Below are 26,799 nucleotides of genomic sequence, written 5' to 3'. Positions count from 1 at the left end.
ATTTAACACAACCACAGAGCTGAATGATTAGGAAGTGAATCTTGATAATCATCCAGCTTTTAATTTTTTAACATTTAATATTTTTAAACGTGAGTTAAATGGAAAGGAGGACACTCGACTTTTGTGGGCAATAGAGGAAAAGGTGAGACCCCGCAGAAGCTTTGCTTCGAGAAGGCTTAGCTCTATGCCCCACGAAATAACAGTGTCTGCAGCGCAATGGAACGTACTTGTGTAAACAGGCAAACCATGACAATGAACATTCGTGTTTAAGAAATAGTATTTTCGTTATGTCCTACCTCTTAATTTAGATCAGGTTGGTCGAACAACTATTCAACAACGCTAACACCAATCACCCAAATTCCTAAGATACCCAATAAAATATGCATTAAACCAACTGCTAAGGAAGTGAAAAGTAAGATAGAAGAATTCTTCATTCGTTTGGAACCATATTCTACAATCAGAAGGACCAGGACAGGGATCTCAAATAGCAGATTGGCAGCGTATATTTTATCATTACTTAGAAGGAAAACAAAGAATATAACAGGGATATGGTATGAAGCTATTTTCAAAATGACAGAAGCCGTTTTTATTTTTATAAATCTTGAATAATAATCGGTTGTGGTGATCAATAATGCTGCAAAAGGAATCATTAAGATGAAAGCAGCAGTACTGAAAATTAGATAATGAGCGGAGAGGGCAGGCAATGAATGCCGATCCTGTAGGTTAACAACAAAAAGATATCCCATCATAATCCAAACGCTGAAAATGTATGCCTGTATAATAATATTAAATAACCTAATAAGATAACTCTTATGAAACAATTATTATACCTCCATAAACTCTCTAATTAACTTAGATATATATATATACTATTATACAATTATTAGTTAAAATAGGAAAAATATAGTCATATTTAGAATTTTAATATACTTTCAATGCTGGCCCAAGTGATTAGAGTATCCACAAATAATATACTGAAGGTGTTTAATATGTTTTCTAAACAATTATATATGAAAGAAGTAGAAAATCGGTTTGTATCAAGGAGAATTCATCCGCAATTTCCGGACATTGTTATATTAAATTACACAGAAAACACAACATATGAAAAGCGCTGGAATGACATTACATTGTCTTGCAGGGGGTTAATTATTAATGAGTTAAGTAATGAAGTGTTGGCTAGACCGTTTCCAAAGTTTTTTAATTATGGTGAACTTCCTGAATATGAAGCTGATATTCCATTTAATGAAACACCTGAATTTACAGTAAAGCTGGACGGATCTTTAGGGATAAGCTATAAAATAAATGGCCAAACATACTGGGCAACAAGGGGATCTTTTGAGTCAGTTCAAGCCCAAACAGCTCAAAAAATATGGGATGAAAAGTATGCAGATGTCATGATTCCGGATGAAACGACGTTATTAGTTGAAATTATTGATCCATCCACGAGAGTGGTAGTAGATTATAGGGGTATGTCTGACTTGATCATTATTGGTGCAGTTGATCGGTTTTCTGGTAAAGATTTTCATTATAAAGAGCTGCTGCAGCTTGGGACTCAATTGGGGATGAGAGTAACAGAGCAGAAGAAGCTAACGTTAGAAGAAGCGGTCAGATTAAAGGCGACTATTGACCATAATAATGAAGGCTGGGTGTTAAGATGGTCCAGCGGCAAACGACTTAAAGTAAAAGGCGACCGTTATATGGATATTCATAAAATTGCTTACGGTCTTTCTGACAAAATGAAGACGGAATACTGGAGAGATGGGGAAATAGATGAATTAATCCTGAAAATGCCTGAAGCATTCCGCCATGAAATAGAAGAATTCAAAAAGAAGCTGGATGCAGAGCTATTAAACCTAAAGTATATAGTAGATGAATACTTACATGCTTCACTAAGCAATAGTCAAGATCGTAAATCCTTTGCTATTCATGCATCAAGCAATATACCGCAGGAATATAAATATCTTGTTTTTAAACAATACGACAACAAGCTAAAACCAGAAGATATCAAAGAGCATATTTATAAAAATTATAGTGACTTTGTTAACGGGGAGAAATCATAATGGCTATGTTTATCATGCTGGTCGGGCTTCCGGCGAGCGGGAAAAGTACACTGGCAGAAACGCTGTCTATTAAATATGCTGCTGAAGTGCTGTCTTCTGACAGATTAAGAAAAGAAATGCACGGTGATGAGAACATTCAGGCAGATCATAAGAGACTTTTTGAAGAATTAAATAGCAGAGCGAACACTTGCCTTTCACAGGGAAAGAATGTCATCTATGATTCTACTAATCTAAACCGAAAACGCAGGAAGCATTTGATACAGCATGATATTAAAGCAGATGAAAAAGTGGTTTATTATCTGAACACACATATTGATAATTGTTATAAGAGAGATAAGATAAGAGAACGAACAGTTGGTGAAGAAGTCATCAATCGGATGTATAAAAACCTTCATATTCCAGTACTAAAAGAAGGCTGGAAAGAGGTACATACTATTTATGAAACTAAAAGGTTATTTGCCGATCATCATAAAACGGCGCTGGAAGAACATCTAAATAGTGCACGATCTCATGATGAGTTTATGGATATATTAATGCAGCTGATCCCGGAATTCCAAAACATTAACCATCTTCCTCATGATTCCAAATATCATTCCTTCTCCGTAAGTAGGCATATTTTTTATGTGTATAAACATATCTACGAATATTATCAGGGCAGCAATAGACTTGTGATGTTATATGCCAGCATTTTTCATGATCTTGGCAAAGGTTTCTGTAAATCATTTGTCAATTATAAAGGAGAAGAGACAAGATATGCCAGCTTCATCGGGCATGAATATGTATCCTCACAGCTGGCAGCCTTTTATTTGAATCAATTAGGCTACAGCAGGGAATTTACAGAAAAGGTAGTAACCCTTGTACAGTTTCATATGAAGCCAATGAATGCAAGCGAGAAAAAGTTAAGTGAAATCAAAGAACTCATTGGAGATACATTATTTGAGGATTTATTGATCTTACACGAAGCTGACACTGCAGCTAAATAGGTTTTAATCAGGTACACATTTTAACCGCCCTTTCAAAAGATGCATATGATATGGAAAAACAAGAAGGGGATGCCAAGATGTATTATTATTACCCGTATGGCTGCTGGAATCAACAGCAAACGTATCGCGTAGCTCCATTTCATCAGAATTGGGAGATACAGGATTACGGTTTTAGACCATATGTAACCAATATTAATGAGGCAGCGAAACAAAATAATACCTTTCGAACAGCCATTTGGACAGGGAGACATTTGCAGGTGACTTTAATGAGTATTGATGTTGGGGGAGATATTGGATTAGAAATGCATCCAAATGTGGATCAATTTTTACGCATTGAACAAGGGCAAGGATTAGTGAGAATGGGAAACACTAAAGACAATTTACCTTTTCAAAGAAATGTATTCGATGACTCAGCTATTTTAATTCCAGCTGGAACATGGCATAATCTTACGAATACAGGAAATGTTCCACTAAAGTTATATTCAATATATGCACCGCCTAACCATCCGTTTGGAACCGTGCACCGAACAAAAGCGGAAGCAATGGCAGCAGAATAAAAAAAGGAAGTCGGCTTTGACAGCAAAATCAGAGCAGACTTCCTTTTTGAGGTCTTCAAAACAATAGATCTAAAGTACAGAATTTTTGAGACAGCAGCTAACTTGGAGAATAATAAGTTTGAGGGTAGTATAGCTATTTGTCTGTTGCAGCTGTCTTACCAAATAACTTTCCAATTCTCATTTACTGAAGCTTCAATCTTGCCTCTTTCAAGAATATAATTAGCAAGAATCTCGGACATGTCCAGAGAGATCTCTTTAATGACGGGTTTGTCTTTAAACATATGATAATCTCCGCCCCCGGCAGCACGATAGTTGTTCATGACGACATCGTATTCCGCTGTTAAATCAATATCTAAGCCGTTCTTTTTTAATTTAATCACTCTGTTCCCAACAGGCTTTGATAGATCTAAAATGTAATCAATACCCTCCCACATATCGTAATTATAATGCTGAGGCTTAGGTGTGCTAAAGGATGGGCTAACGGAGATTTCGCCATTATTTATAGTGAAATAATCGGCACTTCTTTCAAGTGCATCCTTTATATCTTGCCCTGTTATACGAATAACTGTTAATGTGTTCGGATAAATATAATTGGATACAATATCCCTCATGGTAATCTTGTTTTTAAAACCTTTTAATTCATTATTAAAGAGAGCGGTGTTGGAAATATCCGTATGGGCAGCTTCCATTTGGACTTGGTTGATGAATTCAACAAGTGCATGATCTTTTAACCTTGCCTTTAATGGATCTGAAATAGTCATGTCACCATATACTTTTCCAATCGGCTGATCTAACCATTGCTGGGTTTGGGTTTCATACTCTTGAATTAAATCTAGACAGCTAGCATCTGCTTCGCCTTCAGCCAATTCTAGCAGTGAGGCCTTTTTATCTGTAATGGACCATTCATCTTTTTCTTTCGTAAGAGTGACGGCTACTTTACCTAATGCTTGTCCATTGAAACCTGGCTGCACAATACTTACTCCATTAATTTCTCCTGCAAGCCTGCGATGCTGGTGACCAGTGATTAGTACGTCAATCCCCTCAATTTCATGACAAATCCGATAACCTTGATTTTCACCAGTTAAGGCTTCTGTGGCCTCGCCTGTTGCTGGATCACATTCGAAGCCTCCATGATAGGAAACAATCAGAACATTTGGTGTCTCTTTTTCTCGAATATGCTGCACCCAGTCTTTCGCAGTTTGCAGAGCATCCTGAAAGGTAAGATCTTTAATATTTTCAGGGCTTTCCCAGTTAGGGATATAATGAGTGGTAATACCTAAGATGGCCACTTTCAAGCCTTCTTCAAATTGCTTTATGATATATGGCTTGCCGAAATAAGGATTACCGGTTCCGGCATGGATGATATTAGCAGACAACCATGGAAAGTGTGACTCCTCTACAGCCTGATTCAATATCTTCATTCCATAATTAAATTCATGATTCCCTACTATGGCTGCATCGTAAGAAAGTTCGTTCAACAGCTTAATCATTGGATTCATCTTATGGTTCAAATACCGTGCAAAATGATATGTAAGAGGAGTACCTTGAATAAGATCGCCATTATCTATTAAAATCGTATGTTTATTTTCTCTCTTTTCTCTTTTAATTATCGTTGAGATCTTCGCAAGTCCAACCTCTGAATATTCATTGCTTCCATAATGAATGGGTAAGACATTTCCGTGTATGTCGCTTGTGACAAGTATGTTTACTTTTACCATATAAAATTCCTTTCTTGATATAAAGATGAGCAGGTTGTTATGGTGCGTAAATCTTATTATATCAATACAATCGCTTGTTTAAAGGTGACTTTATCATATTTACAAAAAGTTAATAATCGCTTCTCCTTTAAGTATGCAGCGCAGTATCATTAAAGATTTCTTACCATCTTGAGTTCATGGATTATATCTTTTTTGCAGCTTTTAACTGCCACAATTATGTTTTGCAATGATTCTTCCGTTAGGCGATATTTTGGGACACTTACGCTGAAGGCGCCATAGTTTTTTTGACCTAAAGAGAGGCTTGCACCAACACAAAAGACTTCTGCTTCATGTTCACCATCATCAAATGCATAGCCATTCTGTCTGATCTGCTGAAGCTCCTTTAAAAATGAATCCGTTGAGGTAATGGTTTTGTTTGTCATTGCGATAAGTTCATGTTTCTTTAAATAATCTGTTAATTCTTCATCACTTTGTTCGGCTAGCATCGCTTTACCCATAGCAGAACAATATAATGGAAGGCTCTTGCCGACTTGCGAATATAAAGAGATGGGATTTTTGCTTTCAATTTTATCGATATAGACAATACTATCCTTATTTAATATCCCAAGGTGGATTGTTTCCGTGGTTTTCTCGGAAAGGACTTCTAAATAAGGCTGAGCAATCTGCTTAATTTCCATTCCATTGGTACTCTGTTTTCCAAACTTAATAAGTGCAGGACCTAAAGAGAATTTTTTTGATTCTATATCTTTCTGAACATAGCCAATTAAAAGTAATGTATCCAAAATCTTAAGAACCGTAGGCTTGGATACCTCTGTATGTAAAGCTATCTCGTTCAATCTTTGCGGCTGATCGGATTGAGCTAAATAGTTTAAAATCAAATCAGCTTTTAACAGTACTGTTCCGTACGTCTGTTTTTCTGTTTTCATTTATAATTCCTCCTAGATACTATCTTCTATTATAAAATGAACATTTTGTGAATTGTCAATTATTTATCAGGATTAACCTTGATAACGTTTTCTCCATTTTATATAATGAACTCAAATATTTCTTTAAAAGAAATATAGTTTCCAAATAGGAAATTAATATGAGTGCTGGAGGAAATCGACATGGATAACAATTTACAGGATTTTTCTTTAGATTATTTTTCGCTGACAGGTAAGGTTGCAATTGTAACTGGCGGGAATACTGGATTAGGTCAAGGATATGCTGTAGCGCTAGCAAAAGCAGGGGCTGATTTGTTTATTGTGACTTATGATGACGCCTGGGCAGAAACGAAAGAATTAATAGAAAATGAAGGACGCCGTGCAGAGTTTTTACAAGGCGATTTAACAGACAGATCTTTTGTAAAACAAGTCGTAACTACCTGTATTGAAATCTATGGAAAAATTGATATTTTAGTAAATAATGCCGGTACTATTCGCCGGGCACCACTTTTAGAATACAAGCCTGAGGATTGGGATGCTGTAATGGAAATCAATTTGAACTCTGTATACTTTCTTAGTCAGGAAGTGGCCAAAGTGATGGTTGAACAGAAATCAGGGAAAATCATTAATATTGGCTCCATGCTCTCGTTCCAAGGCGGAAAATTTATTCCTCCATACACAGCAAGTAAACATGCGGTTGCAGGGATTACAAAATCATTTGCAAATGAATTAGCGGAATATGGAATACAAATAAATGCCATCGCTCCCGGGTATGTTGCCACAGCAAACACTGCACCAATAAGGGCCGATGAAAAACGCAATGCAGAAATTCTTTCCAGGATTCCCGCCAATCGCTGGGCAGCACCAAAGGATTTAATGGGAATTGTTGTGTTTCTATCAAGTAGAGCATCCGATTATATGAATGGTCACATGTTAGTAGTAGATGGCGGCTGGCTTGCTAGATAAGAGTCAGTATTGATATTGAGGAAGCTGAGACAAAAATCTTCAGCCAATATAACCCCCGAACAATTAAGAGATTTTTTCTTTCATTATCTCTTTAATTGTTGGGGGCTTTTTGAACCTATTGAAAAATATTATGTTCGAAAATGTTTGTTTTTAAACGTATATTGACTATAATAGTGTACAGGATTTTCATTAGGAGGGTGCGCTATTGCTTTCGGTAGAAAGGTTTGAAGCTATCTTAAATAAACTGGAAACGAGCTATACGGTGAAAGTTTCTGAACTCAGCAGGCTGCTTGGTGTGACTGAAAAAACCATTCGCCTAGATTTAGAAACCTTAGAAAAAAGGGGATTATTAAAACGCGTCCATGGTGGTGCTATGATCGCTTCTGAGGGTGAGGGCAAAATACTGCCTATAAAGGAAAGGCAGTCTAGTCAAATGGATATTAAAACAGCGATTTCCAAAGAGGCGGTAAAATTAATACAGCCTAATGATACCATTCTTATGGATGGCGGCAGCACAACGAGTGAGATTTCTAAATTACTAGGCAACTTCCCTGTCACAGTTATTACAAACGATATTAAAATAGCTCATATTTTACATGATAAAGAAAAGATTCAACTAGTTGTGCTGGGCGGCTCAAGAATTTACAACTCATCTTCGTTAATTGGTGAACAAACGGATGAAATGTTAAAAAAAATACATGTTGATCGTCTATTTTTTGGCACAACAGGCTTTTCTCCTGAGCATGGCCTTACGGTTTTAAATAGCCTCCATGCTGACTGGAAAAGAAAGATTATCAAGTGTGCGGATCAAGTTGTGCTTGCTGCTGATTCAACTAAGTTTGGCAAGGCTGCTTTAGTGCAATTTGCTTCATTGTCAGTTGTAGATGAATTAATAACCGATCCACGACTGAATCAACAGGATAAGCAAATGATAGAGAGCATCGGGGTCAAAGTGAAACTAGCTCAATACTAATTTAAGTAAATATTTGAAGTTATAATCTTAAAATGATAATATTAGAACATAAACGAACAAAAGTGAACATTGTATGTTCAAAAGGTTTACTGTTTGTTCACAATACTTTATCCATTTTAGAGGATCATAGGACTTATCTAATTAAAGGAAGGTGAAAGGAAATGGAAACAAGATATACGACTAACCCTGCAGATTTCAAATCATACGATGGAGAAAGAATTAGGAATGACTTTTTAATTGAAGATTTATTTGTTAAAGGTGAAATTAAATTCGTCTATTCTCATTATGATCGTTTAATCATGGGAGGAGCTGTTCCAACAACTGAGCACCTTAAATTAGAAGAGCAGGAATTACGTACAGAATATTTTCTTGAAAGAAGAGAAGTGGGAATTATAAACATTTCCGAAAATGTTGGAAAAATTACGGTTGACGGTGAAACATATGAATTAAATAAACGTGATTGTCTGTATGTTGGGAAAGGCAATAAAGAAGTAACTTTAGAAAGTGCCAATGCAGAAAGTCCAGCAAAATTCTATATCGTTTCAGCTACTGCTCATAAAAACTATCCTACAAAAAAACTTGCAATTGATGAGGCTGCACCTGCGCATTTAGGTTCAGATTCTTCTTCAAATAAACGTACGATATATAAATATATCCATGGTGATGGCATTCAAAGCTGCCAGCTGATGCTTGGAATGACGATGCTTGCACCAAACAATATGTGGAACACTATGCCTGCCCATGTACATGATCGCAGAATGGAAGCTTATTTATATTTCGATATGGATAACGAAGACGCGCGTGTGTTCCACTTTATGGGGAAACCAGATGATACCCGCCATATTGTCGTTAAAAATGAGCAGGCAATCATTTCACCGCCTTGGTCCATTCACTCTGGAGTTGGTACAAATAATTACACGTTTATTTGGGCCATGGCCGGTGAGAACTATACATTTGATGATATGGATCATGTGAAAATGGAAGATTTAAAATAAAGTTTTAACTACCGGATTAACTTGTTAAATAAATATAATGGTTACCATGACAAGGGATTTCTTCCAGGTATAATCATTCGATTGTACCTGGTTCTTTTTGAACCGTACGCTTTAGGTTAATCAGGAAACAATCAGATTTGTAAGAGGCCATACTCTTAATTTAATAAAAGTCTAAGACATAAAAGCCAATGAAATTATCATTGGCTTTTTGTGTTGACTGCTTCTTATAAGCTAGACATATGTTTTTTACCATAAATACGAAAGACGCTTCTCATGAAAAGTGCCTTGAAAAAAATATTAGATAATTGCAGGGTAGTCTTCTGTATAAGTATTTTTATGCGGTGATATTAAGAGAACAGTATGTAATAACTGAGGTCGTTTTTTAAAACTCGAAAGGCAAGAGATTATAAACGAAATAGAAGATTAGAATAGCATTTTCCTCAAACAAGCACGCAGATGATCGTTAAAACCACTAATCTTGTTAATGATTCAAGCATCGCTATCAGCTCCTTAAGAATAACTATACCTATATGTTAAAGCACAAATATAAAGCTTCTTTAAGATCAGTGTAAATTCAATGTTAAGACATTGTTTGTTAAATAAATGTAAATGAATAATTATTATGCAGGAACCATATAGGTAATTGAAGAATTTGCAGGGGAATGGTGTGGTAAGTATTTTGTCTTTAATCGAAAGGTGAAGAGAGCATTTTCGGGAGCGTCTTTATAATAGTTCATTAGGAGGAATATGATGAGTGTTAAAAAAGCAATTATACCTGCTGCTGGTCTTGGAACAAGATTTTTGCCTGCTACAAAAGCGATGCCAAAGGAAATGCTGCCGATTGTCGATAAACCGGCGATTCAATTTATTGTTGAGGAAGCAGTTGAGTCAGGGATTGAGGGCATTATTATTGTGACGGGAAGAGGAAAGAGAGCGATTGAGGATCATTTCGATAAATCGTATGAGCTTGAAGAAACGTTATTTAAAAAGGCGAAGCTTGATATGTTAAATACAGTACAGGAGATTTCAAGCTTGGCCAATATTCACTATATCCGCCAGAAGGAACCGAGAGGACTGGGAGACGCTATTCTATGTGCGAGCCGATTTATTGGCAATGAGCCTTTTGCGGTTTTGCTTGGAGATGATATTGTCAAATCTCAACAGCCTTGCCTTAGGCAATTAATGCGGATGTTTAATCGCTTTAGTTCCTCTATAGTAGGTGTTCAGCGTGTGGATTGGACAGAAGTTCATAAATATGGGATTATTCATCCGCGGAATCAGGATCATAATGAAGAAGTGGTAGCAATTGAAAGATTAGTCGAAAAGCCATTAGCAGAAGAAGCGCCGTCCAATCTGGCTATTTCAGGCAGATACATATTAAAACCAGAGATCTTTAAGATTTTAGCGGATCTTCCAGCTGGAGCAGGCGGGGAAGTGCAATTAACAGATGCCATTAACCGGCTGCACGAGATACAAGAGGTCTTCGCCTTCGAATTTGAAGGCGAAAGATACGATATTGGAGACAAGTTTGGGTATGTAAAAGCAACAATTGATTATGCTTTGCAAAGAGATGATATGAAAAAAGAGGTTATGAGCTATATGACTCAATTATTACAATCTGTAAAAGTTTAAATTTTATTCGTAAGAGTTATAGCAATATTGTATTTGATATAGTGCAATATGTTCATCAAGATCTTGACTAATTTTAATAGTTTGTACATGCTGAAAACCATTCTCCAATCCAGTTTTAATGAGTTTAGCACGAAGTACGTCAATTTTCTCTCTTAATTGCTTTTGGTCAATTACGTCATTCGGAGACTGAAAAGTTAACATGCTAAACACTCCTTTAGGAAAATAGTCTTGGTTGCCACAATATTAACATTAGGCAAGAGATATTAAAAGTAAATTATGACCAAAAATGTGTCAAAAGAGGTACATATTTACTCCAAAAGTTTCAGTGCCCCTCGGATTAAGTAGCGGAAAAGAAGAATAATCGGCTCCATCAGCTCGATTGCAGCCTCAAAATACGCCGACTTTTTATGTTCTTCTTTCTTTTTCATTTTCATGAAAAACACCTCTTTGTTCTTATTTTATTGACAATATATACGTAGAAATGGAAAATTAGTTTCGTATTAAATAAATAATTTCAGAATTATTTTATAAAGTTAAAGCTGCTGTGAAAAAACTAAAATAACATTTCTAAAACACGAATTTATCAAATAAAAAACCGAATGATTAGAAAGATTCACTTCCTAACCAATCGGTTCTATGATTCGTGTTGCAAACTTATGTTCCAGCTTCTTTTTGTTTATTTATAAGAGTAAAAAATCAGATGAGTGCACATCTTTTCTCTTTGTCGTGATTATTAAGAACAACATCCCTAAAAATAGTGCCTTATTTAAAAATCAATATGATCAGGATCTGGTCCAACTCGTCTGTTTTCATTTAACAGATTAATCGTTTCCATCTCTTGTAATGAAAGATTAAAGTCAAAAATAGATGAGTTCTCAATAATTCGATGTTCTTTTATTGACTTTGGAATGGTAATGATTTCATTCTGAAGATCCCAGCGCAAAATGATTTGTGCAACAGACTTTCCGTGTGTTTCAGCTATCTTCAAAAGAACTGGATGTGTCAGTAATTCGCCTTGCATAAGCGGTGACCAAGCTTCAATCTGGATCGCATGCTGTCTGCAAAAATCGCGCAATTCCATTTGTGTTAATTTTGGATGCAATTCAACTTGATTAACCATTGGATTTATTTCTGCATCCTTCATTAGATCTTCAAGATGGTGAATTTGGAAGTTGCTGACACCAATTGCTTTTACACGACCTTGTTTATATAATTTTTCAAGGGCTTTCCAGGCCGATTTATATTTTCCTGCTACTGGCCAATGAATTAAATAAAGGTCCAGGTAATCTAATCCCAATTTCTGAAGGCTTGTTTCATAAGCTGCCAAAGTTTCTTCATAACCAAGATCTGCGTTCCAGACTTTGGAGGTAATAAATAAATCCCCGCGTTTTAAGCCGCTTTCAGCAAGTCCTTGGCGAATCCCTTCTCCAACACCCTCTTCATTTTGATAAACAGCAGCTGTGTCAATGCTCAAATAGCCATTTTTTATGGCTGCTTTAACAGAATGAATTGTGTCGGGACCTTCCTCAACTTTAAATACTCCTAAACCAAACCATGGCATTTGAACGCCATTATGCAAGGTTGTTTTATCTTGTACACTTTTTGCAGTCATTTTTATTTCCTCCATTTACGTATGATCTATATATTTCTGATTATTTAAAGTGAAAATGAAAACGAAAACCTTAGACATCACCTCCTAAACTTTTAAAACGAATGAATGGTTATAAAACACTTTAAGCTTGTGACGCTCGAAACAACTTTTCTGCTTTTAAGCTTCTTCCTGTCAATATGACAGCACCGAGTACCATAATCCCGCCGGCCCAGCCTGTGTGAATTAACCCTAATTGATCTGAAATAAGTCCGCCTGCATAAGACCCAATGGCAATTCCGGCATTAAAAGCAGCGATGTTAACAGCTGATGCAACATCAACTGCAGCGGGGACGTATCTTTCTGCAAGAATCACTACATAGGATTGCAGACCAGGTACGTTCATAAAAGCAAATAAACCCATAAACAAAATGGTCACTAATCCTGCTATTTTATTTGAAGCACTAAAAGGTAAGATAAATAATATTATTGCCTGTATGATAAACATATAAAGAAGTGCGCGGAGCGGGTTAGTATTAGCTAACTTGCCGCCTGTCATGTTCCCAATCGCAATGGCTATGCCGTAAATAAGCAATAGAAGAGCTACTGTATTTTCTTCAAAACCCGTTACATCCTGCAAAAGCGGTGATAAATAAGTAAATACGACAAAGGTTCCTCCATAGCCTAAAGCTGTAATAAGAAATACTTGAATCAATTGACCGTTTTTAAACAGCTTAAACTGTTCAGTTATTTTCGTTGCTTTCCCGCGAGGCAAGTTGCCTGGGATTAATACACTGTTTGAGATAAGTGAGATCACACCAATGATGACAATTGCTATAAAGGCAAGCCGCCATCCGAAATGCTGTCCTAAAAATGTTCCAAATGGAACTCCTGTTACTGTTGCTACTGTTAGACCGGTAAACATGATTGAAATGGCGCCAGCTCTTTTGTGCTCAGGCACTAAACTTGCTGCAATAGTTGAGCCAATTGACATGAATACACCATGGGAAAAAGCTGAAATCAGCCGTGCAATCAGTAAAATTTCAATATTTACAGCAGCTGCAGCGATCATGTTCCCGATAATGAAAATGATCATAATCCAAATTAGTAAAGTTTTGCGGGGAACGGCTGATGTTAAGGATGTAAGAATCGGTGCCCCAATTGTAACTCCCAGCGCATAAACAGAAACGGTTAGTCCAGCGATCGGCAGACTTATATTTAAATCCTCTGCAATGAGAGGGAGAAGGCCAACACTAATAAACTCTGTTGTACCAATAGCAAAGGCACTGATGGCCAATGCAAGCAATGCAAATTGATTATTTTTCTTTTGCATACATTTTCCTCCTGAATTATATTTTCCATTCCTTGTTAGAATGGTATAGTATGGTTCGGTGTGCAAAAGCTATTATGAAATATAACCACTCAAAAGAGAAGAACGTACTTTTTTGTAATATAGAAACCAAAAAGTGCGATAGGAACCTTTTGGTGCCTATCGAAAGGAGAAAGCAAAATGAAGAAAAAGAAATATAATATTGGGGTAGAAGCTACCCTTGAAGTTATTGGAGGGAAATGGAAGTGTGTAATCCTTTGTCATTTGACTCATGGAAAAAAACGGACAAGCGAATTGAAAAGGCTTATGCCGAATATTACGCAGAAAATGCTGACGCAGCAATTGCGTGAGCTTGAAGATGATGGTGTGATTAATCGAATTGTGTATAACCAAATACCGCCTAAGGTTGAATACGAATTAAGTGAGTATGGAGAAAGTCTGCAGTCTATCCTGGATCTTCTTTGTGCATGGGGTGAAAAACATATAACAAATGTCTATGGAGATAAGTCGCAGTATTTAGAGGAAAGTATCTTAAACGAGAAAGATCAAATATCTCAATAATATTCATAAAAAAGGGGATGCCGATTTTAATGGCATCCCTTTTATTTACTGTTGATTTTTCAACTGTTCCTCTGCTAGGGCAACGAGCCGTTTTGTCATTTCGCCGCCAACAGATCCGTTTGCTCTTGAGGTTGTGTCTGCACCAAGCTGTACGCCAAACTCCCCTGCAATTTCCTGCTTCATTTGTTCTAAAGCATTTTCAGAACCGGGTACTAATAGTTTGTTTCTTGCCATGATCCATCACTCCCAACAAGGTAGTCACAATCCATGATCCCAGATATGTTTTTGATCCGGTATTAATCATAAATTGCTTTTTTATTTTGTCCGCAAAGATGACGAATATGCGGTGAGAAAGGGTGATGGAAGAAATTATAACATAAATTTCGGAAAATTATAAATTTCGTGTTGACTTCTTTATAATTTCAAGTAAAATAAGAGTTAATTATCACATGTCACATAATCTAACATCTAATAGTTAATAAATGTGACATAAAAATTTAAGGGGGAAAAACGATGGATGCTACATTTTTAATGAACAGCCTGTGGGTCATGATTAGTGCAATTTTAGTTATTTTTATGATTGGCGGATTCATTATGCTGGAAGCAGGTTCTACAAGGATGAAAAATGCGGGGCATATTGCCGGTAAAACGATTGTTACATTCGGACTCGCATCACTTGTTTTCTGGGCAGTAGGATTTGGTTTTATATTTGGAGATAATGCAAACTTCTTAGTCGGCTTCTCAAATTTCTTCTACTCCGGGCAAGAGCTTGAGGGTATGGGGTTATCTTCAGCTGTTTTCTTCGTTTTCCAATTAGCATTTGCGGGAATTTCCATTACGATTGCGTTAGGCGGATTTGCTGAAAGAGCGAAATTATCTGTATATCTTATCTTTACGATTCTATTTTCTGCAATCGTCTATCCTGTTGTTGCTCACTGGATCTGGGGTGGCGGCTGGCTTGCAGAACATGGCAAGCAGGACTTTGCAGGTTCTACAGTTGTCCATTTAACAGGTGCAATGGCTGCTTTAGCCGCGACGATTTTACTGAAACCTCGTATTGGTAAATATAATAAAGATGGTTCTCCGAATAATATCTTTGGACATAATCAAGTTTATACGGCTTTAGGTGTCTTAATTTTATGGGTAGGCTGGTTCGGGTTTAATGCGGGAAGCACCGTTTCTGTAGATGGCGGATTCTTCGGGTTTGTTGCTCTTAACACGAATCTTGCAGCTGGAGCAGGTGCAGTTGCAGCAGCGATTATCTCTTGGATTGTTTTAGGAAAATCAGATGTGCCAACACTGTTAAATGGTGCACTAGCTGGTCTTGTTGCCATTACCGCATCATGTGCTTTCGTAGATACATGGGCGGCAGTTCTGATCGGTTTAGTTGCCGGAGTTCTTGTATTCTATAGTGCTCGTTTCTTTGAAAAGAGAAAAATTGATGATCCGATCTTCGCGTTATCTGTTCACGGAGCTGCGGGTGTTTGGGGTACTTTATCAACTGGATTCTTTGCTACACCAGAGCTTGCATCAGTTGGTCAGGCAGGATTATTCTACGGCGGCGGATTTACACAGCTTGGTGTTCAAGCTCTAGGTGTTGTCGTTTCAGGAGCATTCGCTTTTGCTGTATCGTTTGCGATCCTATTTGTGATCAAGAAGGCACTTGGCGGACTTCGTGTTACGGAAGAAGAAGAAATTATGGGCCTTGACATGAGTGAGCATGGCAGCTATGGTTATCCTGAAGTATTTATGGCAGAAGATAACAAGAAATTAAGCTCTTGATTTTCAACAAGTAAGGTCAGAGATGCCCATAATCAACTGCGATTATGGGCATTATTTTTATCTGCTTAGCATGATGAAGTTTTAAACAAATTCAGATGCTTCAAAAAGGAAGGGTTAGTTTGGAAACTTCTTTCTCCAGTTATCTTGATATAAAGAGTTGGAAAGCTAAAAATGTAAATCAAAATATGCAGAATACAGATATGTTAAATAAATTCCACGATCGTATTATTGAAAATGTTGTTATGCTGACAATAGAGAAGATAGGAGAACCACCGTGTAATTTTGCCTTTTTTCTTACGGGAAGTGGAGGCAGATTTGAACAGGGGCTCTTCAGTGATCAAGACCATGGAATTATTTATAAAGAAGATACAAAAGAGGCGAATATGTTTTTCCTTCGTTTAGGAGAGGAAATATCTTTCGGGCTAAATGAGGTAGGTTATCCATATTGTGAAGGCAATGTTATGAGCAGCAATCCATTATGGTGCAAATCGTTACAAGAGTGGCGGTTTCAGTTGAAGGATTGGATGGAGGAGGCAAGCTGGGCATCTATACGCAACTTGCAAATTTTTTATGATGCACGTTCTCTGATAGGAGAAGAGCAATTAGTGGAAGAATTAAAGACTTTTATCCATGAATATGGTCAAAAACATTCTTACCTGGTTAAAAGAGTCATGGAAAATGTACAGCATTTCAAAAACTCAATCGGACCTCTAGGACAAATTATTGTTGAAGAAAAAGGAAAATATCATGGCTGTATTGATTTAAAATATTCAGCTTTTATTCCCTTTGTAAATGCTATTCGAATATTAGCTGTAAAGGAAGGAATTCAGGTAACTTCAACAGAGGCTAGGATGCTTGCATTATTAAAGGATAAACAATATGCCAGTGAGCTTAAAGATTCCTATTTTGCCTATAAAGCGCTGCTTCAAATCCGTGTTAACAGGATGAAGGATGTCACCTCATATGAGGATGCACACTATCTGAATGTGGTGGGATTATCAAAGATTGAAAGAGCAGAATTAAAGCACATTTTGAAACAGGCAAAGCAGCTGCATCAATATGTTATTGCTTTAATAGAGAAGGTGTAAAAATGGCGAATGAACCATGGAGAATGATCAGGAACCTATTTGGCGGTCTCTCCAAAGAGAACTCGCAGCATCTTGCTTATATGAGGCAGCTGCAGCGAGAGATCGCAGCGAATGATATTATGACCATGCCGCTTAAAAGCTTAAATGCAGTTGTATTTGATATAGAAACAACAGGTTTTTATCCAGAAAAGGGAGATCAAATCCTTTCCATTGGAGCAGTGAAAATTCGAAATGGCGAGCTTTTAGTGGATGATTCCTTTTACACCCTAATTCACACATCAAAAGAGCTGTCAGAAGAAATCGTTTCATTAACAGGAATTAATCCTAGAGACTTGGATGAGGCTCCGCAAATATCCGAAGCCTTAATACAATTTTTTAAATATGTGAAAGATCTGCCGCTTATTGCCCATCATAGTGCTCATGAGAAAAAATTTATGCAGCAGGCGTGCTGGACGAATTTTAAAACGCCATTTAGGCATCGTTTGTTTGATACTTCATTTTTGTATCGGCTCGTTGAACACGAAGAAAATTCCATTAAGCTTGAAGATTGCTGCAAACGTCAAGGAATTATCGTTCACAATCGGCATCATGCTCTAGGAGACGCAATTTTAACCGCAAAGCTATGGCTGAAATACGGTCAAGAGGTTGAAGCTTTAGGCTGCAAAAATATGAATGATGTTTATGAAATGCTTGCAAAAAAATGATGTTATCTATGGCTCCCAACAGGCTGTTGGGAGTTTTTTTAAATCTCAGATGTCTATTGAAAATAAGCCTAGCCGTCCGCCGTATTAAACTTGCCAGCCGGAAGGTTTTCATCATCCTTTAAGATGACAAATGTCATCTCAATTAAATGACAATATCCACTAATGGCAATCAGTGCATTATTGTAGGATGAAGATGACACTGGAGGTGTAAAAAAATGGAGACGATCATTACACTAAACGGAGTGACAAAAACGTTTAAAGAAATGAAGGCTGTCAATGATGTTGCTTTTACAATAAAGAAGGGAGAAATCGTTGCAATCTTAGGTCCCAATGGTGCTGGAAAAACGACTACCATCATGATGATGCTGGGATTGCTTCAGCCAAGTAAAGGAGAGGTTACTTTATTTGGATCACAGCCAAAAGATAAGAAGGTAAAAGAGAGGATTGGCACCATGCTTCAAGAGGTGAGTGTCATTGATGCCTTGACGGTGCGTGAAATTCTTCAGCTTTTTAGAAGCTACTACCCCAAATCGCTATCCATACATGAACTAGTTACGCTGACAGGTTTGAATGAAGAAGATTTAAAGAAGAGAGCAGATAAGCTCTCGGGCGGTCAAAAGAGAAGGTTATCCTTTGCTCTTGCACTAGCTGGTAACCCCGATTTGCTCTTTTTTGATGAGCCCACTGTGGGAATGGATATTAGCAGCAGGCGGAAATTTTGGAATACGGTAAAAGAACTTCAGAGTAAAGGAAAAACGATTGTCTTTACCACACATTATTTACAGGAAGCAGATGATGCTGCTGATCGTATTATCCTGTTTCAAAAAGGAAAGGTGATTGCGGATGGAACACCAGTTGAAATAAAGTCTAAATTGTCAAGACACACGGTTTCATTTGTGCCAGGTCAGTATGCGCCGTCGTTTAATGACTTAAGATCAATTTCCTCAATAACGGAAGTTTACCAAAAAGGTGATCGCTGCTATCTTGTTACAAACAATAGTGACGTAGTGTTAACTGAAATTTTTAACCGAAAACTTGATGTAAAGGAAATATTGGTTGAAAGCGGCAGGCTGGATGAGGCATTTGAGCAGCTGACAGCACAGGAAGGAGCAGATGTCATTGAGAATGTTAATGATGCAGTGTAAAGTAGAAATTATTAGAATTTTGCGCAATCCTTATTATGTGTTTTGGTCGTTATTTATGCCGATCCTTTTTTACACACTCTTTACGAGAATATTTAATACTGGCATAGGCAATCAAGAGGAATGGCAGGCTCATTATTTAATGTCGATGACTGTTTTCAGTGTCATGGGAACTAGTATCATGACATTAGGAATTCGGCTAGTCGAAGAACGTGCTAAAGGGTGGTCTATGTTTATGCGGATCACTCCGCTATCTGATACGATTTATTTTATTTCTAAAATGGCCGGACAGACTTTTATCCATATTTTCTCCATCATCATAATTTTTTTAGCTGGTGCGCTTATAAATGGAGTTCAATTAAGTGCGATGCAATGGATTTCAAGCGGATTTTGGATTTTAGCTGCTTCATTTCCTTTCCTTGCTATTGGCATTTTAATAGGAAATATGAAAAAAGTAGATACTGCTTCAGGGATTAGTAATTTTCTTTATATTGCTTTTGCGATTACAGGGGGACTATGGATGCCTATAGATATTCTCCCTGGATTTATTCAAAATATTACAACTTGGCTTCCTGCTTATAACTATGGAAATGGGGCATGGCGGCTTGTAAAAGGGGAGCTGCCGGAATGGAATAATGTCTGGATTTTAGGAGCATATCTGGTAATTTTTATGGTACTATCAATCTATATTAGGAAAAAACAAGAAGCGGCGGTGGCATAACATGTTAAATAGGATAAGGAAGATTGAAATATTTCCAAAAAGATATGGTTATTTTCCGTATGTCTTCCTTATCTATTTTATTATGCCTTTTTATTATATAAGCACAGAACAAGGCTGGAAAATGTACATAGGATATGTTCTGATGCTGATTTTTTTCATTTCCTATCGGCAGCTCTATTTCTTAATTGAGGGACATATTTTTCATAAGTGGATCGTTGGCCAGCTGCTGATTATTCTTATATTATCAGTCTTTTATAATTTAAACTTTCTATTTTTAGGTTTTTTCACGGCTCATTTTATTGCCTGGTTTCCTGAGAAACGCACATTTTATTATGCATTGGGTGGGTTAACCTTCGCTCTTTTGTTTCCAATTCTTCTTCATTTACCATTTGTACTGTCAAGTAATTTATATATATTGTTTGTTTTTATAGTGATCATGCTGGTAAGTCCTTTTGGCATCCGCTCAATGAATAGGAAGATGGAGCTGGAAAGAAAGCTGGAAGAAGCGAATGAAAGGATTGAAGTACTTGTTAAAAAAGAAGAACGCCTGCGAATTGCCAGAGATCTGCATGATACACTGGGACATACCTTATCACTGATTACATTAAAAGCCCAATTAGTCGGCAAGTTAGCTGATAAGGATGCAGCAAAAGCGAGAGATGAGGCTTTAGAGATTGCGAAAACCTCAAGAATTGCTTTAAGGCAAGTAAGAGAGCTTGTCTCCGATATGAGAACAAAAACACTTTCTGAAGAGCTAATTGAGGCAGAAGCCCTTTTGAATGCTGCTGGCATCAAGTATGAACTAGTGGAACATACAGATGTAAATAAAATCCCAATGGTATTGCAAAGTATTTTAAGCATGTGTGTTCGTGAAGCGGTAACAAACATCGTTAAGCATAGTCAAGCAAAAAAATGCCTGTTGGAATTTGTAAAGGATGAGGGTGCACTATTCTTAACAGTTAGAGATGACGGAACAGGTATGTTTGAAAAGCATTCAAAGGGCAATGGATTAAAAGGGATGAGAGAACGGCTTAGCCTGATTGACGGAAAGCTGCATGTGAAAAATGACAAAGGAACAGTCGTTCAAATATACGTTCCAGTCGTTTCGGGAGGATAAACATGATCAAAATATTAATTGCTGAAGATCAAAGCATGTTAAGAGGCGCGCTCGGCACTTTGCTTGATTTCGAAGAGGACCTGCAAGTGATTGGGCAAGTTGAAAATGGAAGGCAAGCATTAGAACAAATATGTTCTTTAAATCCTGATGTGTGTTTATTGGATATCGAAATGCCATATAAAAATGGCCTGGAAGTAGCTGAGACTTTAAATCGTGAAAATCATCCCTGCAAAATGGTTATTCTCACTACCTTTGCACGGCCGGGCTATCTGGAAAGAGCCTTAAACGCAAATGTTTCCGGCTATTTATTAAAGGATGGTTCAAGTGAGGAATTGGCTGCAGCCATTCGTAATGTAATGAAAGGAAAGAGAGAATATGCCCCAGAGTTAATATTAGGAGCTATGAAATATGAGAATCCACTTACATCCAGGGAACAGGAAATATTAAGATTGGCATCTGAAGGAAAAACAACAAAAGAAATTGCAGCAACTCTTTTTCTTTCACATGGTACGGTCAGAAACTATATGTCTGATATTATAAGCAAGATGCAGGCTAAAAACAGAATTGAGGCAATTTCTAGCGCAGAAGAAAAAGGCTGGATTTAAATAAGTTTGTCTTGGGCGCCCTGCCCTTACATAAATGGAGGGATCCCTTTGCTGAATTCTGAAATAAGGGAGGTAATGGATTGAAGCTGTTTATCGTCGATATCAAATGCTATTTTAATTTTCTGTTCTAAGTCTGCTGTGACTCTTCTTTTACCAACTTCTACTAGAGCGATTAGGGAAAAACTGCAGCTGACTATGCGCGCAAAGTCTCGCTGGGTCATATTATAGCTTTGTCTAATAAATTTAATTACTTCTTTATTCACTATTGAACACCTCGTAATATTAAAAACTTCTCTATCATTCTTAAAATTAGCACTTACTAGCTTCCTTGTCAAAGTTAATTTACTGAATGCATTAGGCTTTTATATTAGACTGTAAAAAAGCCAGTTTCAGAGACTGACTTTTTTAAATATAACGGTTTTATCGATTTATTTTAAAAAAAACGCTAATCATTACCGAATAATTTTTTCTTTTTGACCGTTTTATAATCCGCTTCATATTTCTTCTCTGTTGAAGAAGTGTCCTTGGTTTTCTCGCCTTCTTTTTCTTCTTTAACCTCTTCATTTAAATCTTCCACAGGCAGGGGATCGACATTTTTTTCTGATTCAAACTTGTCAAACAAGCTCTCTTTATCGGTTTTATATTGTTCAGGATGATCAAACTTTTTATCATTAGCCATGAAAACCCTCTCCCTTCGTATTTTAATCTTCCTATACCCCAAAGGAGAGCAATTTAACATCTGAGTGCATATAGACGCTTTCGGCCGTATCTTTATTTCATTGTAACCCTTCTAGTCTGAAACCCATAAAATATAAAGTATTCATGTGTTTACCAGCATGGCATAAAGGAGGGTACCCGTTGTCTGTAGTGATTAACTATGCCATCAAACCGGCCATTAGCCAATTTCAGGGAATACAGCGAGAGATTTTTCTTGCTTTAGAAAGCAGTCCAACAGTTCATCAATATCAATCACTTCATGAACTATACTTTGAATTAATGCTAAGGGAAAATATTATTCAAGCTGCCAAAGATCTGCATGAAAGTGAAGTTCAATTTGCGCCATTCCCAACTTCTAAATTTAATCCTGCCATTTGGAAAAAAATAAAATATGGCTACTTATTACATCCATCCGTTCTTCCATCAGATGCAATAATAGATGTTTATAAAAACAGCAAGGAGTATGCTTTTGAATGTACAACCGCCATTGTTCTTATGTGCTATAAAGCTGTCTTATCATCTATTTCAACAAGCCGATTTAATACATTGTTTCAAGGACTGCTTGTATGGGACTGGAATTATGATCATGATTTAGGGATTGTGACAAAGGAAGGCAGAGATTATATTCCAGGAGATATCGTCTATTTTTATAACCCTGATTTCGATCATCCAGTTTGGACAGGTGAAAACTGCATTTATTTAGGCGGAGATTCATTTTTTGGTCATGGTATTGGCATGGAAAACTCTCAAGGTATGATAGATGCCCTAAATTCGCTAAGAAAAGAAGGAGCAACGCAATCTGCCTATCTTCTCCCGCAGCATAGCCGTTTAAATGCAAACTATTTATCACAATTTGTGTCTCGGCCGCTCGCATGAAAATAGATATCCCCCTCCATATTGGCGGGGGATAAGCATCTTTCTCCAATCTAGAAAAATAAAATGGTATGATGATAAAAAAACGGATAATTCCTTATAGGTAGCGGAAAATGAATACATACATGCAGATTGATAAAGGAAGGTGATTTATTTGAAAGATCAGTTCGGATGGGCCTTGGATAACAGTTATGGTAACTTACCAGAAATTTTTTATAAAAGAATGGATGCTAATCCTGTGTCTGCCCCTAAAGTAGTGATGTTTAATCATCAATTGGCAGATTCCCTGCAGCTGAGTTCGGACTTATTGCAAAAAGAGGAAGGTGCAGAAACCCTTTCAGGAAGTCGCTTTCCAGAGCATGCAGAACCAATTGCTCAGGCATACGCTGGCCACCAATTCGGTCATTTCAATATGCTTGGGGATGGACGTGCGATGTTAATAGGTGAACACCTTACAGGCGATCAAAGATATGATATTCAATTGAAGGGCTCTGGCAGAACCCCTTTTTCAAGAGGTGGAGATGGCAGGGCGGCGCTAGGTCCAATGCTTAGAGAATACATTATAAGTGAGGCCATGCATGCCCTTCATATCCCGACAACAAGGAGTCTTGCTGTTACATTAACAGGTGATAAGATTCAGCGGGAGAAGGTTCTGCCCGGAGCTGTATTAACAAGAGTGGCTTCTAGTCATTTGCGGGTCGGTACGTTTCAATATGCTGCCGCTTTTGGAGATACTGAAGATCTGCAGGCGCTTGCCTTTTATGCGATTGATCGCCATTATCCAGACGTGAAAAACAGCGCAAATCCTAATTTGGCCTTCTTGGAAGAAGTTATAAAAAGACAGGCAGAGCTTGTAGCTAAATGGCAATTAATTGGTTTTGTTCATGGGGTAATGAATACTGACAATATGACAATAAGCGGAGAAACAATTGATTATGGGCCGTGTGCATTTATGAATGAGTACGATCCTGCGACTGTGTTTAGTTCCATCGACAGAGAAGGCCGTTATGCATATGGTAATCAGCCATATATGGCAGCATGGAATTTGGCTAGATTTGCAGAATCGCTATTGCCAATTCTTGATGAAGATGAGAAAAAGGCGGTTGAGCTTGCCCAGGAAGCAATATCAAGCTTTTCTGCAGCATATGAAATGGAATGGCTAAAAGGAATGAGAAAAAAATTAGGCTTATTCTATGATGAAAAAGAAGATGCTGTTCTGATTAAAGAGTTATTGGAGTTAATGCAGACACATCATGCTGATTACACCAATACCTTTCTGGCACTCACGTTTCATCTTCAAGAGGAAAATTCGCTATTCAATGAAAAAGATTTTATGAAATGGCATGAAAAATGGCAGAACCGACTAAGCAAACAAGATAAAAGCAAAGAGGAAGTCCAAGAACTCATGAAAAAACACAACCCAGCTGTCGTCCCAAGAAACCATTTAGTTGAAGAAGCGCTTGAAGCAGCTGAGAAAAGTGGTAATTATGAGGTTATGAATGAACTGCTGCAAGTTCTCTCACAGCCATTTTCACATTCAGGAGAAATACAGCAGAAGTATAGAAATGCCCCAGCTGCTACAGACCAGCCATATGTAACCTATTGCGGGACTTAAAGATGAGACTTATAAGCTTGAGGTTATTTTATATATCCGTTTCTAAATCCTCGTATAATCCGATGGCATAATAACAGCAGTTCCTAACCAAACATAAGAGGCTGGAACATACGTTTTTAACACGACCATAGGCCGAATGATTAAGAAGTTCATTCTACTTATCATTCGGCTTTTTATTTTTGTGTTTTACTGTTTGTTCGGCAGTTCATTTAAACAGCTTCAAGTAATCTGTGGCAATTCCTTCAACTGAATATTGTCTAATCTGCTCCAGCTCTTTTTTTGTGCGGATTGTCCAAATAAAGGTTTTTAAGTTATATGCGGCAAGGTAGGCTAACAGTTTTTTATTCACTAAAGTCCATTTTACATTCAGGTATTCAGCATATTGTGCAATTTCCTCTGCGTCTTTTTTCTTAATCGGATAATTGACTAATACGCCAATAGGCAAACCAGGCAGCAATGAAGTCATCTTTTTCATGGCAGCTTGTTCAAAAGATTGAATGATTATTTGATTTTCACCAAAGCTTTGCCAGTTATGCTTCTCAAGTACGGAAGCAACCATTTCTTCAATCCCTGGATTAACCGAAGGCTTTTTTAGCTCAATCAACAAGCCAATTTTATTTTTATATTTATTTAGCACTTCATCAAAAGTAAGGATTCTTTCACCAGTGTATTTATTGGAATACCATGAACCTGCATCCAGCTGACGAAGCTCCTCATACGTATAATCAATCACTCTGCCTTTTCCGTTTGTTGTACGGTCAAGTTTTAAATCATGAATAACCACTATTTCTCCATCTTTTGAAAGCTGGAGATCAAGTTCAATATAATCTGCCTTCATTTCAACAGCCATGTCAAAGGCTGCTAAAGTATTTTCCGGGCAATAACCTGATGCACCTCTATGTGCAATTGTTTTAAATGGTGTTTCCGTTTGTTTTTTAATGCCAATTGCAGACCGTAAATAAGCGGTCGTATGTGATACAGCTCTTTTTAATAACTTCAAGATTGATCTCCTCATTTTTATTTTTTTTAAGTGGGTTATATATTTTTAAAGTAAATAGGATCTTATGGTTAATCGAATATCTATTCCCAATTTTCATAAACGACAATCCCACCTGTTAAATCAAGTGTGCTGCGTTCCCCTTTATATAGAAGTTTTCCCTTTTCCTCTACAACTAAATTTTCATACGTATAAATATTTTTTCCAGATGGAAGTGTAATGATGATTTTTTCTCCTAGGTTCTCCTTCGGTGCCTCAATTACAATTTGACTTTTTGCGTAGTAATAAAAACCGGCTGCGGATGCTATACATAAAAAGATTAGTGATCCTGCAATCAGCCAGAAAAAGCTTTTTTTCTGCGTATACTTATCTGATCTAGCCATCAGCCATGTACCTCCATTATATTTCCAAATGCCATGAAATAAAATATGCAGGAATTGAAAGATTGATGACTGCCACAAATACAAGAGTGTGTATTCGTTGCATTTGAAAAATTTGTATTATTTTGAAACCTTTTCCCAAACCATTCGTAATACAGGTAACAAAAAATAGAGAGGAGGAGAGCAGAATTATAATTTAAGCAAATAGCTAAGACGGAGTGGTGTTAATGGAACTTTTTGGTCTTTCACTTGAGACGATTTATCTTTATGCACTTATTATTTCAGGAAGTTTGATAATTTTATATGTTTTATTCGGTGACATGCTTGAAGGAGCTGGGGAAGCACTCGGAATACTGCATCCAGTTTTGATCCTTGCTTTTATCACCTTTATGTCAGCTTCAGGTTATTTATTTGAATTGCTAACATCAATGAATAGTATGTTAATTCTGGTGATATCGGCTGTGATTGCCTTGGGACTAGATACGCTTTTAAATGTATTTGTACTTATTCCATTATCTTCTGCTGAAGAATCGCTTGCATATAGTGAGGATTCATTAAGAGGAAGAATTGCGACAGTGTTAATATCCATACCTGAGGACGGCTTTGGCGAAATTTTAATTGAAAGCTATAGCGGCCGAATTTCAAAGCCAGCAGCTTGCTTTCATAACGGTGTCATCAAGGAAGGTGAAAGAGTGTTAGTAGTTGACAGCAAGGATGGAGTTCTTTATGTAGTGCCAGAAAATAAAATAGGGATTGATAGGGGGAACTAGGA

Annotated in this window: 31 protein-coding genes; 18 read left to right on the top strand and 13 right to left on the bottom strand. The window is 37.2% G+C overall.

Translation table 11 applies throughout. From position 1 onward, the window contains the following. Positions 1 to 326: 326 nt before the first annotated feature. Positions 327 to 821 (bottom strand): hypothetical protein, encoded by a 495-nt coding sequence (locus B7E07_RS15535; protein WP_080847024.1) that lies wholly within the window; start codon positions 819 to 821, stop codon positions 327 to 329. Between the two features lie 168 nt (positions 822 to 989). Between B7E07_RS15535 and B7E07_RS15530 the strand changes: the two genes are divergently transcribed. Genes B7E07_RS15530 through B7E07_RS15520 form a run of 3 tightly spaced genes read left to right on the top strand, consistent with a single transcriptional unit; the run spans position 990 to position 3,600 of the window. Beyond that, the gene (locus B7E07_RS15530) at positions 990 to 2,060 is read left to right on the top strand and encodes an RNA ligase (protein WP_176215221.1); all 1,071 of its coding nucleotides are present in this window, start codon (positions 990 to 992) and stop codon (positions 2,058 to 2,060) included. Continuing rightward, positions 2,060 to 3,043 carry an ATP-binding protein gene (locus B7E07_RS15525; RefSeq protein ID WP_080847019.1) on the top strand — a complete coding sequence of 328 codons (984 nt, stop codon included), beginning with the start codon at positions 2,060 to 2,062 and terminating at the stop codon, positions 3,041 to 3,043. The genes B7E07_RS15530 and B7E07_RS15525 overlap by 1 nt, the downstream gene beginning before the upstream one ends. A 50-nt stretch (positions 3,044 to 3,093) precedes the next feature. After that, a complete protein-coding gene (locus tag B7E07_RS15520; protein WP_080847015.1) occupies positions 3,094 to 3,600 on the top strand; it encodes a cupin domain-containing protein in 507 nt (168 codons plus the stop codon). A gap of 155 nt (positions 3,601 to 3,755) precedes the next feature. Here B7E07_RS15520 and B7E07_RS15515 read toward each other — a convergent pair whose 3' ends face one another. Together B7E07_RS15515 and B7E07_RS15510 are read right to left on the bottom strand one after the other, a co-directional pair. After that, positions 3,756 to 5,318: a bifunctional metallophosphatase/5'-nucleotidase gene (locus B7E07_RS15515; RefSeq protein ID WP_080847012.1), complete on the bottom strand. Its 1,563-nt coding sequence runs from the start codon at positions 5,316 to 5,318 to the stop codon at positions 3,756 to 3,758. Positions 5,319 to 5,467: 149 nt separating this feature from the next. Beyond that, entirely contained in the window at positions 5,468 to 6,244 is a 777-nt protein-coding gene (locus B7E07_RS15510; protein WP_080847008.1) for an IclR family transcriptional regulator, read from the bottom strand. A gap of 180 nt (positions 6,245 to 6,424) precedes the next feature. Between B7E07_RS15510 and kduD the strand changes: the two genes are divergently transcribed. The 4 genes from kduD (at position 6,425) to galU (ending at position 10,807) form a co-directional block, all read left to right on the top strand. Beyond that, entirely contained in the window at positions 6,425 to 7,207 is a 783-nt protein-coding gene (gene kduD, locus B7E07_RS15505) for a 2-dehydro-3-deoxy-D-gluconate 5-dehydrogenase KduD (RefSeq protein ID WP_080847004.1), read from the top strand. A gap of 205 nt (positions 7,208 to 7,412) precedes the next feature. Further along, entirely contained in the window at positions 7,413 to 8,180 is a 768-nt protein-coding gene (locus B7E07_RS15500) for a DeoR/GlpR family DNA-binding transcription regulator (protein ID WP_080847002.1), read from the top strand. Between the two features lie 161 nt (positions 8,181 to 8,341). Then, entirely contained in the window at positions 8,342 to 9,175 is an 834-nt protein-coding gene (gene kduI, locus B7E07_RS15495) for a 5-dehydro-4-deoxy-D-glucuronate isomerase (RefSeq protein ID WP_080847000.1), read from the top strand. A 750-nt stretch (positions 9,176 to 9,925) separates the two neighbouring features. After that, positions 9,926 to 10,807, top strand: coding sequence for a UTP--glucose-1-phosphate uridylyltransferase GalU (gene galU / locus B7E07_RS15490; protein WP_080846999.1), 882 nt, complete (start codon positions 9,926 to 9,928; stop codon positions 10,805 to 10,807). Between the two features lie 3 nt (positions 10,808 to 10,810). Here the strand turns inward: galU and B7E07_RS15485 are convergent, their stop codons facing one another. From B7E07_RS15485 to B7E07_RS15475, 4 genes are all read right to left on the bottom strand, one after another. After that, positions 10,811 to 11,008: an aspartyl-phosphate phosphatase Spo0E family protein gene (locus B7E07_RS15485; protein ID WP_080846997.1), complete on the bottom strand. Its 198-nt coding sequence runs from the start codon at positions 11,006 to 11,008 to the stop codon at positions 10,811 to 10,813. 107 nt (positions 11,009 to 11,115) lie between these two features. Beyond that, positions 11,116 to 11,241, bottom strand: a complete 126-nt coding sequence (locus B7E07_RS24475) for a hypothetical protein (RefSeq protein WP_257391466.1) — start codon at positions 11,239 to 11,241, stop codon at positions 11,116 to 11,118. Positions 11,242 to 11,573: 332 nt separating this feature from the next. Further along, entirely contained in the window at positions 11,574 to 12,419 is an 846-nt protein-coding gene (locus B7E07_RS15480) for an aldo/keto reductase (RefSeq protein ID WP_080846993.1), read from the bottom strand. Positions 12,420 to 12,540: 121 nt separating this feature from the next. Next, positions 12,541 to 13,728: an MFS transporter gene (locus B7E07_RS15475; protein WP_080846988.1), complete on the bottom strand. Its 1,188-nt coding sequence runs from the start codon at positions 13,726 to 13,728 to the stop codon at positions 12,541 to 12,543. A 177-nt stretch (positions 13,729 to 13,905) separates the two neighbouring features. Here B7E07_RS15475 and B7E07_RS15465 point away from each other — a divergent pair, with 177 nt between their 5' ends. Further along, positions 13,906 to 14,286 (top strand): winged helix-turn-helix transcriptional regulator, encoded by a 381-nt coding sequence (locus B7E07_RS15465; RefSeq protein WP_080846985.1) that lies wholly within the window; start codon positions 13,906 to 13,908, stop codon positions 14,284 to 14,286. Between the two features lie 45 nt (positions 14,287 to 14,331). Here B7E07_RS15465 and B7E07_RS15460 read toward each other — a convergent pair whose 3' ends face one another. After that, the gene (locus B7E07_RS15460) at positions 14,332 to 14,520 is read right to left on the bottom strand and encodes an alpha/beta-type small acid-soluble spore protein (protein ID WP_066447373.1); all 189 of its coding nucleotides are present in this window, start codon (positions 14,518 to 14,520) and stop codon (positions 14,332 to 14,334) included. A 279-nt stretch (positions 14,521 to 14,799) separates the two neighbouring features. Between B7E07_RS15460 and B7E07_RS15455 the strand changes: the two genes are divergently transcribed. The 3 genes from B7E07_RS15455 (at position 14,800) to B7E07_RS15445 (ending at position 17,860) form a co-directional block, all read left to right on the top strand. Beyond that, positions 14,800 to 16,068, top strand: a complete 1,269-nt coding sequence (locus B7E07_RS15455) for an ammonium transporter (RefSeq protein ID WP_080846982.1) — start codon at positions 14,800 to 14,802, stop codon at positions 16,066 to 16,068. Between the two features lie 119 nt (positions 16,069 to 16,187). Further along, entirely contained in the window at positions 16,188 to 17,156 is a 969-nt protein-coding gene (locus tag B7E07_RS15450; protein ID WP_080846980.1) for a DUF294 nucleotidyltransferase-like domain-containing protein, read from the top strand. Between the two features lie 2 nt (positions 17,157 to 17,158). Continuing rightward, positions 17,159 to 17,860, top strand: coding sequence for an exonuclease domain-containing protein (locus tag B7E07_RS15445; RefSeq protein WP_080846976.1), 702 nt, complete (start codon positions 17,159 to 17,161; stop codon positions 17,858 to 17,860). A 68-nt stretch (positions 17,861 to 17,928) separates the two neighbouring features. On the opposite strand, the gene B7E07_RS24470 is transcribed toward B7E07_RS15445, so the two are convergent. Further along, positions 17,929 to 18,060 carry a hypothetical protein gene (locus B7E07_RS24470; RefSeq protein WP_257391465.1) on the bottom strand — a complete coding sequence of 44 codons (132 nt, stop codon included), beginning with the start codon at positions 18,058 to 18,060 and terminating at the stop codon, positions 17,929 to 17,931. 15 nt (positions 18,061 to 18,075) lie between these two features. On the opposite strand from B7E07_RS24470, the gene B7E07_RS15440 reads away from it, so the two are divergent. Genes B7E07_RS15440 through B7E07_RS15425 form a run of 4 tightly spaced genes read left to right on the top strand, consistent with a single transcriptional unit; the run spans position 18,076 to position 21,445 of the window. Beyond that, positions 18,076 to 19,005, top strand: coding sequence for an ABC transporter ATP-binding protein (locus B7E07_RS15440; RefSeq protein WP_080846970.1), 930 nt, complete (start codon positions 18,076 to 18,078; stop codon positions 19,003 to 19,005). Then, on the top strand, positions 18,980 to 19,723 hold the full coding sequence (locus tag B7E07_RS15435) for an ABC transporter permease (RefSeq protein ID WP_080846967.1): 744 nt from the start codon (positions 18,980 to 18,982) through the stop codon (positions 19,721 to 19,723). The genes B7E07_RS15440 and B7E07_RS15435 overlap by 26 nt, the downstream gene beginning before the upstream one ends. A 1-nt stretch (position 19,724) precedes the next feature. Continuing rightward, on the top strand, positions 19,725 to 20,840 hold the full coding sequence (locus tag B7E07_RS15430; RefSeq protein WP_080846964.1) for a sensor histidine kinase: 1,116 nt from the start codon (positions 19,725 to 19,727) through the stop codon (positions 20,838 to 20,840). 2 nt (positions 20,841 to 20,842) lie between these two features. Next, positions 20,843 to 21,445, top strand: a complete 603-nt coding sequence (locus tag B7E07_RS15425) for a response regulator transcription factor (RefSeq protein WP_080846961.1) — start codon at positions 20,843 to 20,845, stop codon at positions 21,443 to 21,445. A 26-nt stretch (positions 21,446 to 21,471) separates the two neighbouring features. Here B7E07_RS15425 and B7E07_RS15420 read toward each other — a convergent pair whose 3' ends face one another. Further along, complete coding sequence (locus tag B7E07_RS15420; protein WP_080846958.1) at positions 21,472 to 21,708, bottom strand: helix-turn-helix domain-containing protein; 237 nt, start codon at positions 21,706 to 21,708, stop codon at positions 21,472 to 21,474. 182 nt (positions 21,709 to 21,890) lie between these two features. Then, positions 21,891 to 22,124 carry a hypothetical protein gene (locus tag B7E07_RS15415; protein WP_080846955.1) on the bottom strand — a complete coding sequence of 78 codons (234 nt, stop codon included), beginning with the start codon at positions 22,122 to 22,124 and terminating at the stop codon, positions 21,891 to 21,893. Between the two features lie 188 nt (positions 22,125 to 22,312). Between B7E07_RS15415 and B7E07_RS15410 the strand changes: the two genes are divergently transcribed. After that, entirely contained in the window at positions 22,313 to 23,038 is a 726-nt protein-coding gene (locus B7E07_RS15410) for a protein-glutamine gamma-glutamyltransferase (protein WP_257391551.1), read from the top strand. Positions 23,039 to 23,189: 151 nt separating this feature from the next. After that, entirely contained in the window at positions 23,190 to 24,650 is a 1,461-nt protein-coding gene (locus tag B7E07_RS15405) for a protein adenylyltransferase SelO (RefSeq protein WP_080846949.1), read from the top strand. 205 nt (positions 24,651 to 24,855) lie between these two features. Here B7E07_RS15405 and B7E07_RS15400 read toward each other — a convergent pair whose 3' ends face one another. Together B7E07_RS15400 and B7E07_RS15395 are read right to left on the bottom strand one after the other, a co-directional pair. Then, on the bottom strand, positions 24,856 to 25,650 hold the full coding sequence (locus B7E07_RS15400; protein WP_080846945.1) for a glycerophosphodiester phosphodiesterase: 795 nt from the start codon (positions 25,648 to 25,650) through the stop codon (positions 24,856 to 24,858). 80 nt (positions 25,651 to 25,730) lie between these two features. Next, positions 25,731 to 26,030: a hypothetical protein gene (locus B7E07_RS15395; RefSeq protein WP_080846941.1), complete on the bottom strand. Its 300-nt coding sequence runs from the start codon at positions 26,028 to 26,030 to the stop codon at positions 25,731 to 25,733. A gap of 224 nt (positions 26,031 to 26,254) precedes the next feature. Between B7E07_RS15395 and B7E07_RS15390 the strand changes: the two genes are divergently transcribed. Beyond that, positions 26,255 to 26,797 carry a hypothetical protein gene (locus B7E07_RS15390; protein ID WP_080846938.1) on the top strand — a complete coding sequence of 181 codons (543 nt, stop codon included), beginning with the start codon at positions 26,255 to 26,257 and terminating at the stop codon, positions 26,795 to 26,797. The last annotated feature ends 2 nt before the right edge of the window (positions 26,798 to 26,799 follow it).

It is taken from the genome of Cytobacillus gottheilii (genome assembly GCF_900166665.1).
GTDB lineage: Bacteria > Bacillota > Bacilli > Bacillales > Cytobacillaceae > Cytobacillus > Cytobacillus gottheilii_A.
Note: the sequence above shows the minus strand (reverse complement) of the source record. Positions and strands in the feature narration are given on the sequence as shown.

Coding starts and splice junctions, on each gene's coding strand:
- B7E07_RS15510 (WP_080847008.1), bottom strand. CDS start 6,244: ATGAAAACAGAAAAACAGACGTACGGAACAGTACTGTTAAAAGCTGAT.
- B7E07_RS15460 (WP_066447373.1), bottom strand. CDS start 14,520: ATGGCAAGAAACAAACTATTAGTACCCGGTTCTGAAAATGCTTTAGAA.
- B7E07_RS15415 (WP_080846955.1), bottom strand. CDS start 22,124: ATGGCTAATGATAAAAAGTTTGATCATCCTGAACAATATAAAACCGAT.
- B7E07_RS24475 (WP_257391466.1), bottom strand. CDS start 11,241: ATGAAAATGAAAAAGAAAGAAGAACATAAAAAGTCGGCGTATTTTGAG.
- B7E07_RS15425 (WP_080846961.1), top strand. CDS start 20,843: ATGATCAAAATATTAATTGCTGAAGATCAAAGCATGTTAAGAGGCGCG.
- B7E07_RS15520 (WP_080847015.1), top strand. CDS start 3,094: ATGGAAAAACAAGAAGGGGATGCCAAGATGTATTATTATTACCCGTAT.
- galU (WP_080846999.1), top strand. CDS start 9,926: ATGAGTGTTAAAAAAGCAATTATACCTGCTGCTGGTCTTGGAACAAGA.
- B7E07_RS15525 (WP_080847019.1), top strand. CDS start 2,060: ATGGCTATGTTTATCATGCTGGTCGGGCTTCCGGCGAGCGGGAAAAGT.
- kduI (WP_080847000.1), top strand. CDS start 8,342: ATGGAAACAAGATATACGACTAACCCTGCAGATTTCAAATCATACGAT.
- B7E07_RS15445 (WP_080846976.1), top strand. CDS start 17,159: ATGGCGAATGAACCATGGAGAATGATCAGGAACCTATTTGGCGGTCTC.
- B7E07_RS15390 (WP_080846938.1), top strand. CDS start 26,255: ATGGAACTTTTTGGTCTTTCACTTGAGACGATTTATCTTTATGCACTT.
- B7E07_RS15530 (WP_176215221.1), top strand. CDS start 990: ATGTTTTCTAAACAATTATATATGAAAGAAGTAGAAAATCGGTTTGTA.
- kduD (WP_080847004.1), top strand. CDS start 6,425: ATGGATAACAATTTACAGGATTTTTCTTTAGATTATTTTTCGCTGACA.
- B7E07_RS15430 (WP_080846964.1), top strand. CDS start 19,725: ATGTTAAATAGGATAAGGAAGATTGAAATATTTCCAAAAAGATATGGT.
- B7E07_RS15475 (WP_080846988.1), bottom strand. CDS start 13,728: ATGCAAAAGAAAAATAATCAATTTGCATTGCTTGCATTGGCCATCAGT.
- B7E07_RS15440 (WP_080846970.1), top strand. CDS start 18,076: ATGGAGACGATCATTACACTAAACGGAGTGACAAAAACGTTTAAAGAA.
- B7E07_RS15395 (WP_080846941.1), bottom strand. CDS start 26,030: ATGGCTAGATCAGATAAGTATACGCAGAAAAAAAGCTTTTTCTGGCTG.
- B7E07_RS15515 (WP_080847012.1), bottom strand. CDS start 5,318: ATGGTAAAAGTAAACATACTTGTCACAAGCGACATACACGGAAATGTC.
- B7E07_RS15485 (WP_080846997.1), bottom strand. CDS start 11,008: ATGTTAACTTTTCAGTCTCCGAATGACGTAATTGACCAAAAGCAATTA.
- B7E07_RS15465 (WP_080846985.1), top strand. CDS start 13,906: ATGAAGAAAAAGAAATATAATATTGGGGTAGAAGCTACCCTTGAAGTT.
- B7E07_RS15480 (WP_080846993.1), bottom strand. CDS start 12,419: ATGACTGCAAAAAGTGTACAAGATAAAACAACCTTGCATAATGGCGTT.
- B7E07_RS15455 (WP_080846982.1), top strand. CDS start 14,800: ATGGATGCTACATTTTTAATGAACAGCCTGTGGGTCATGATTAGTGCA.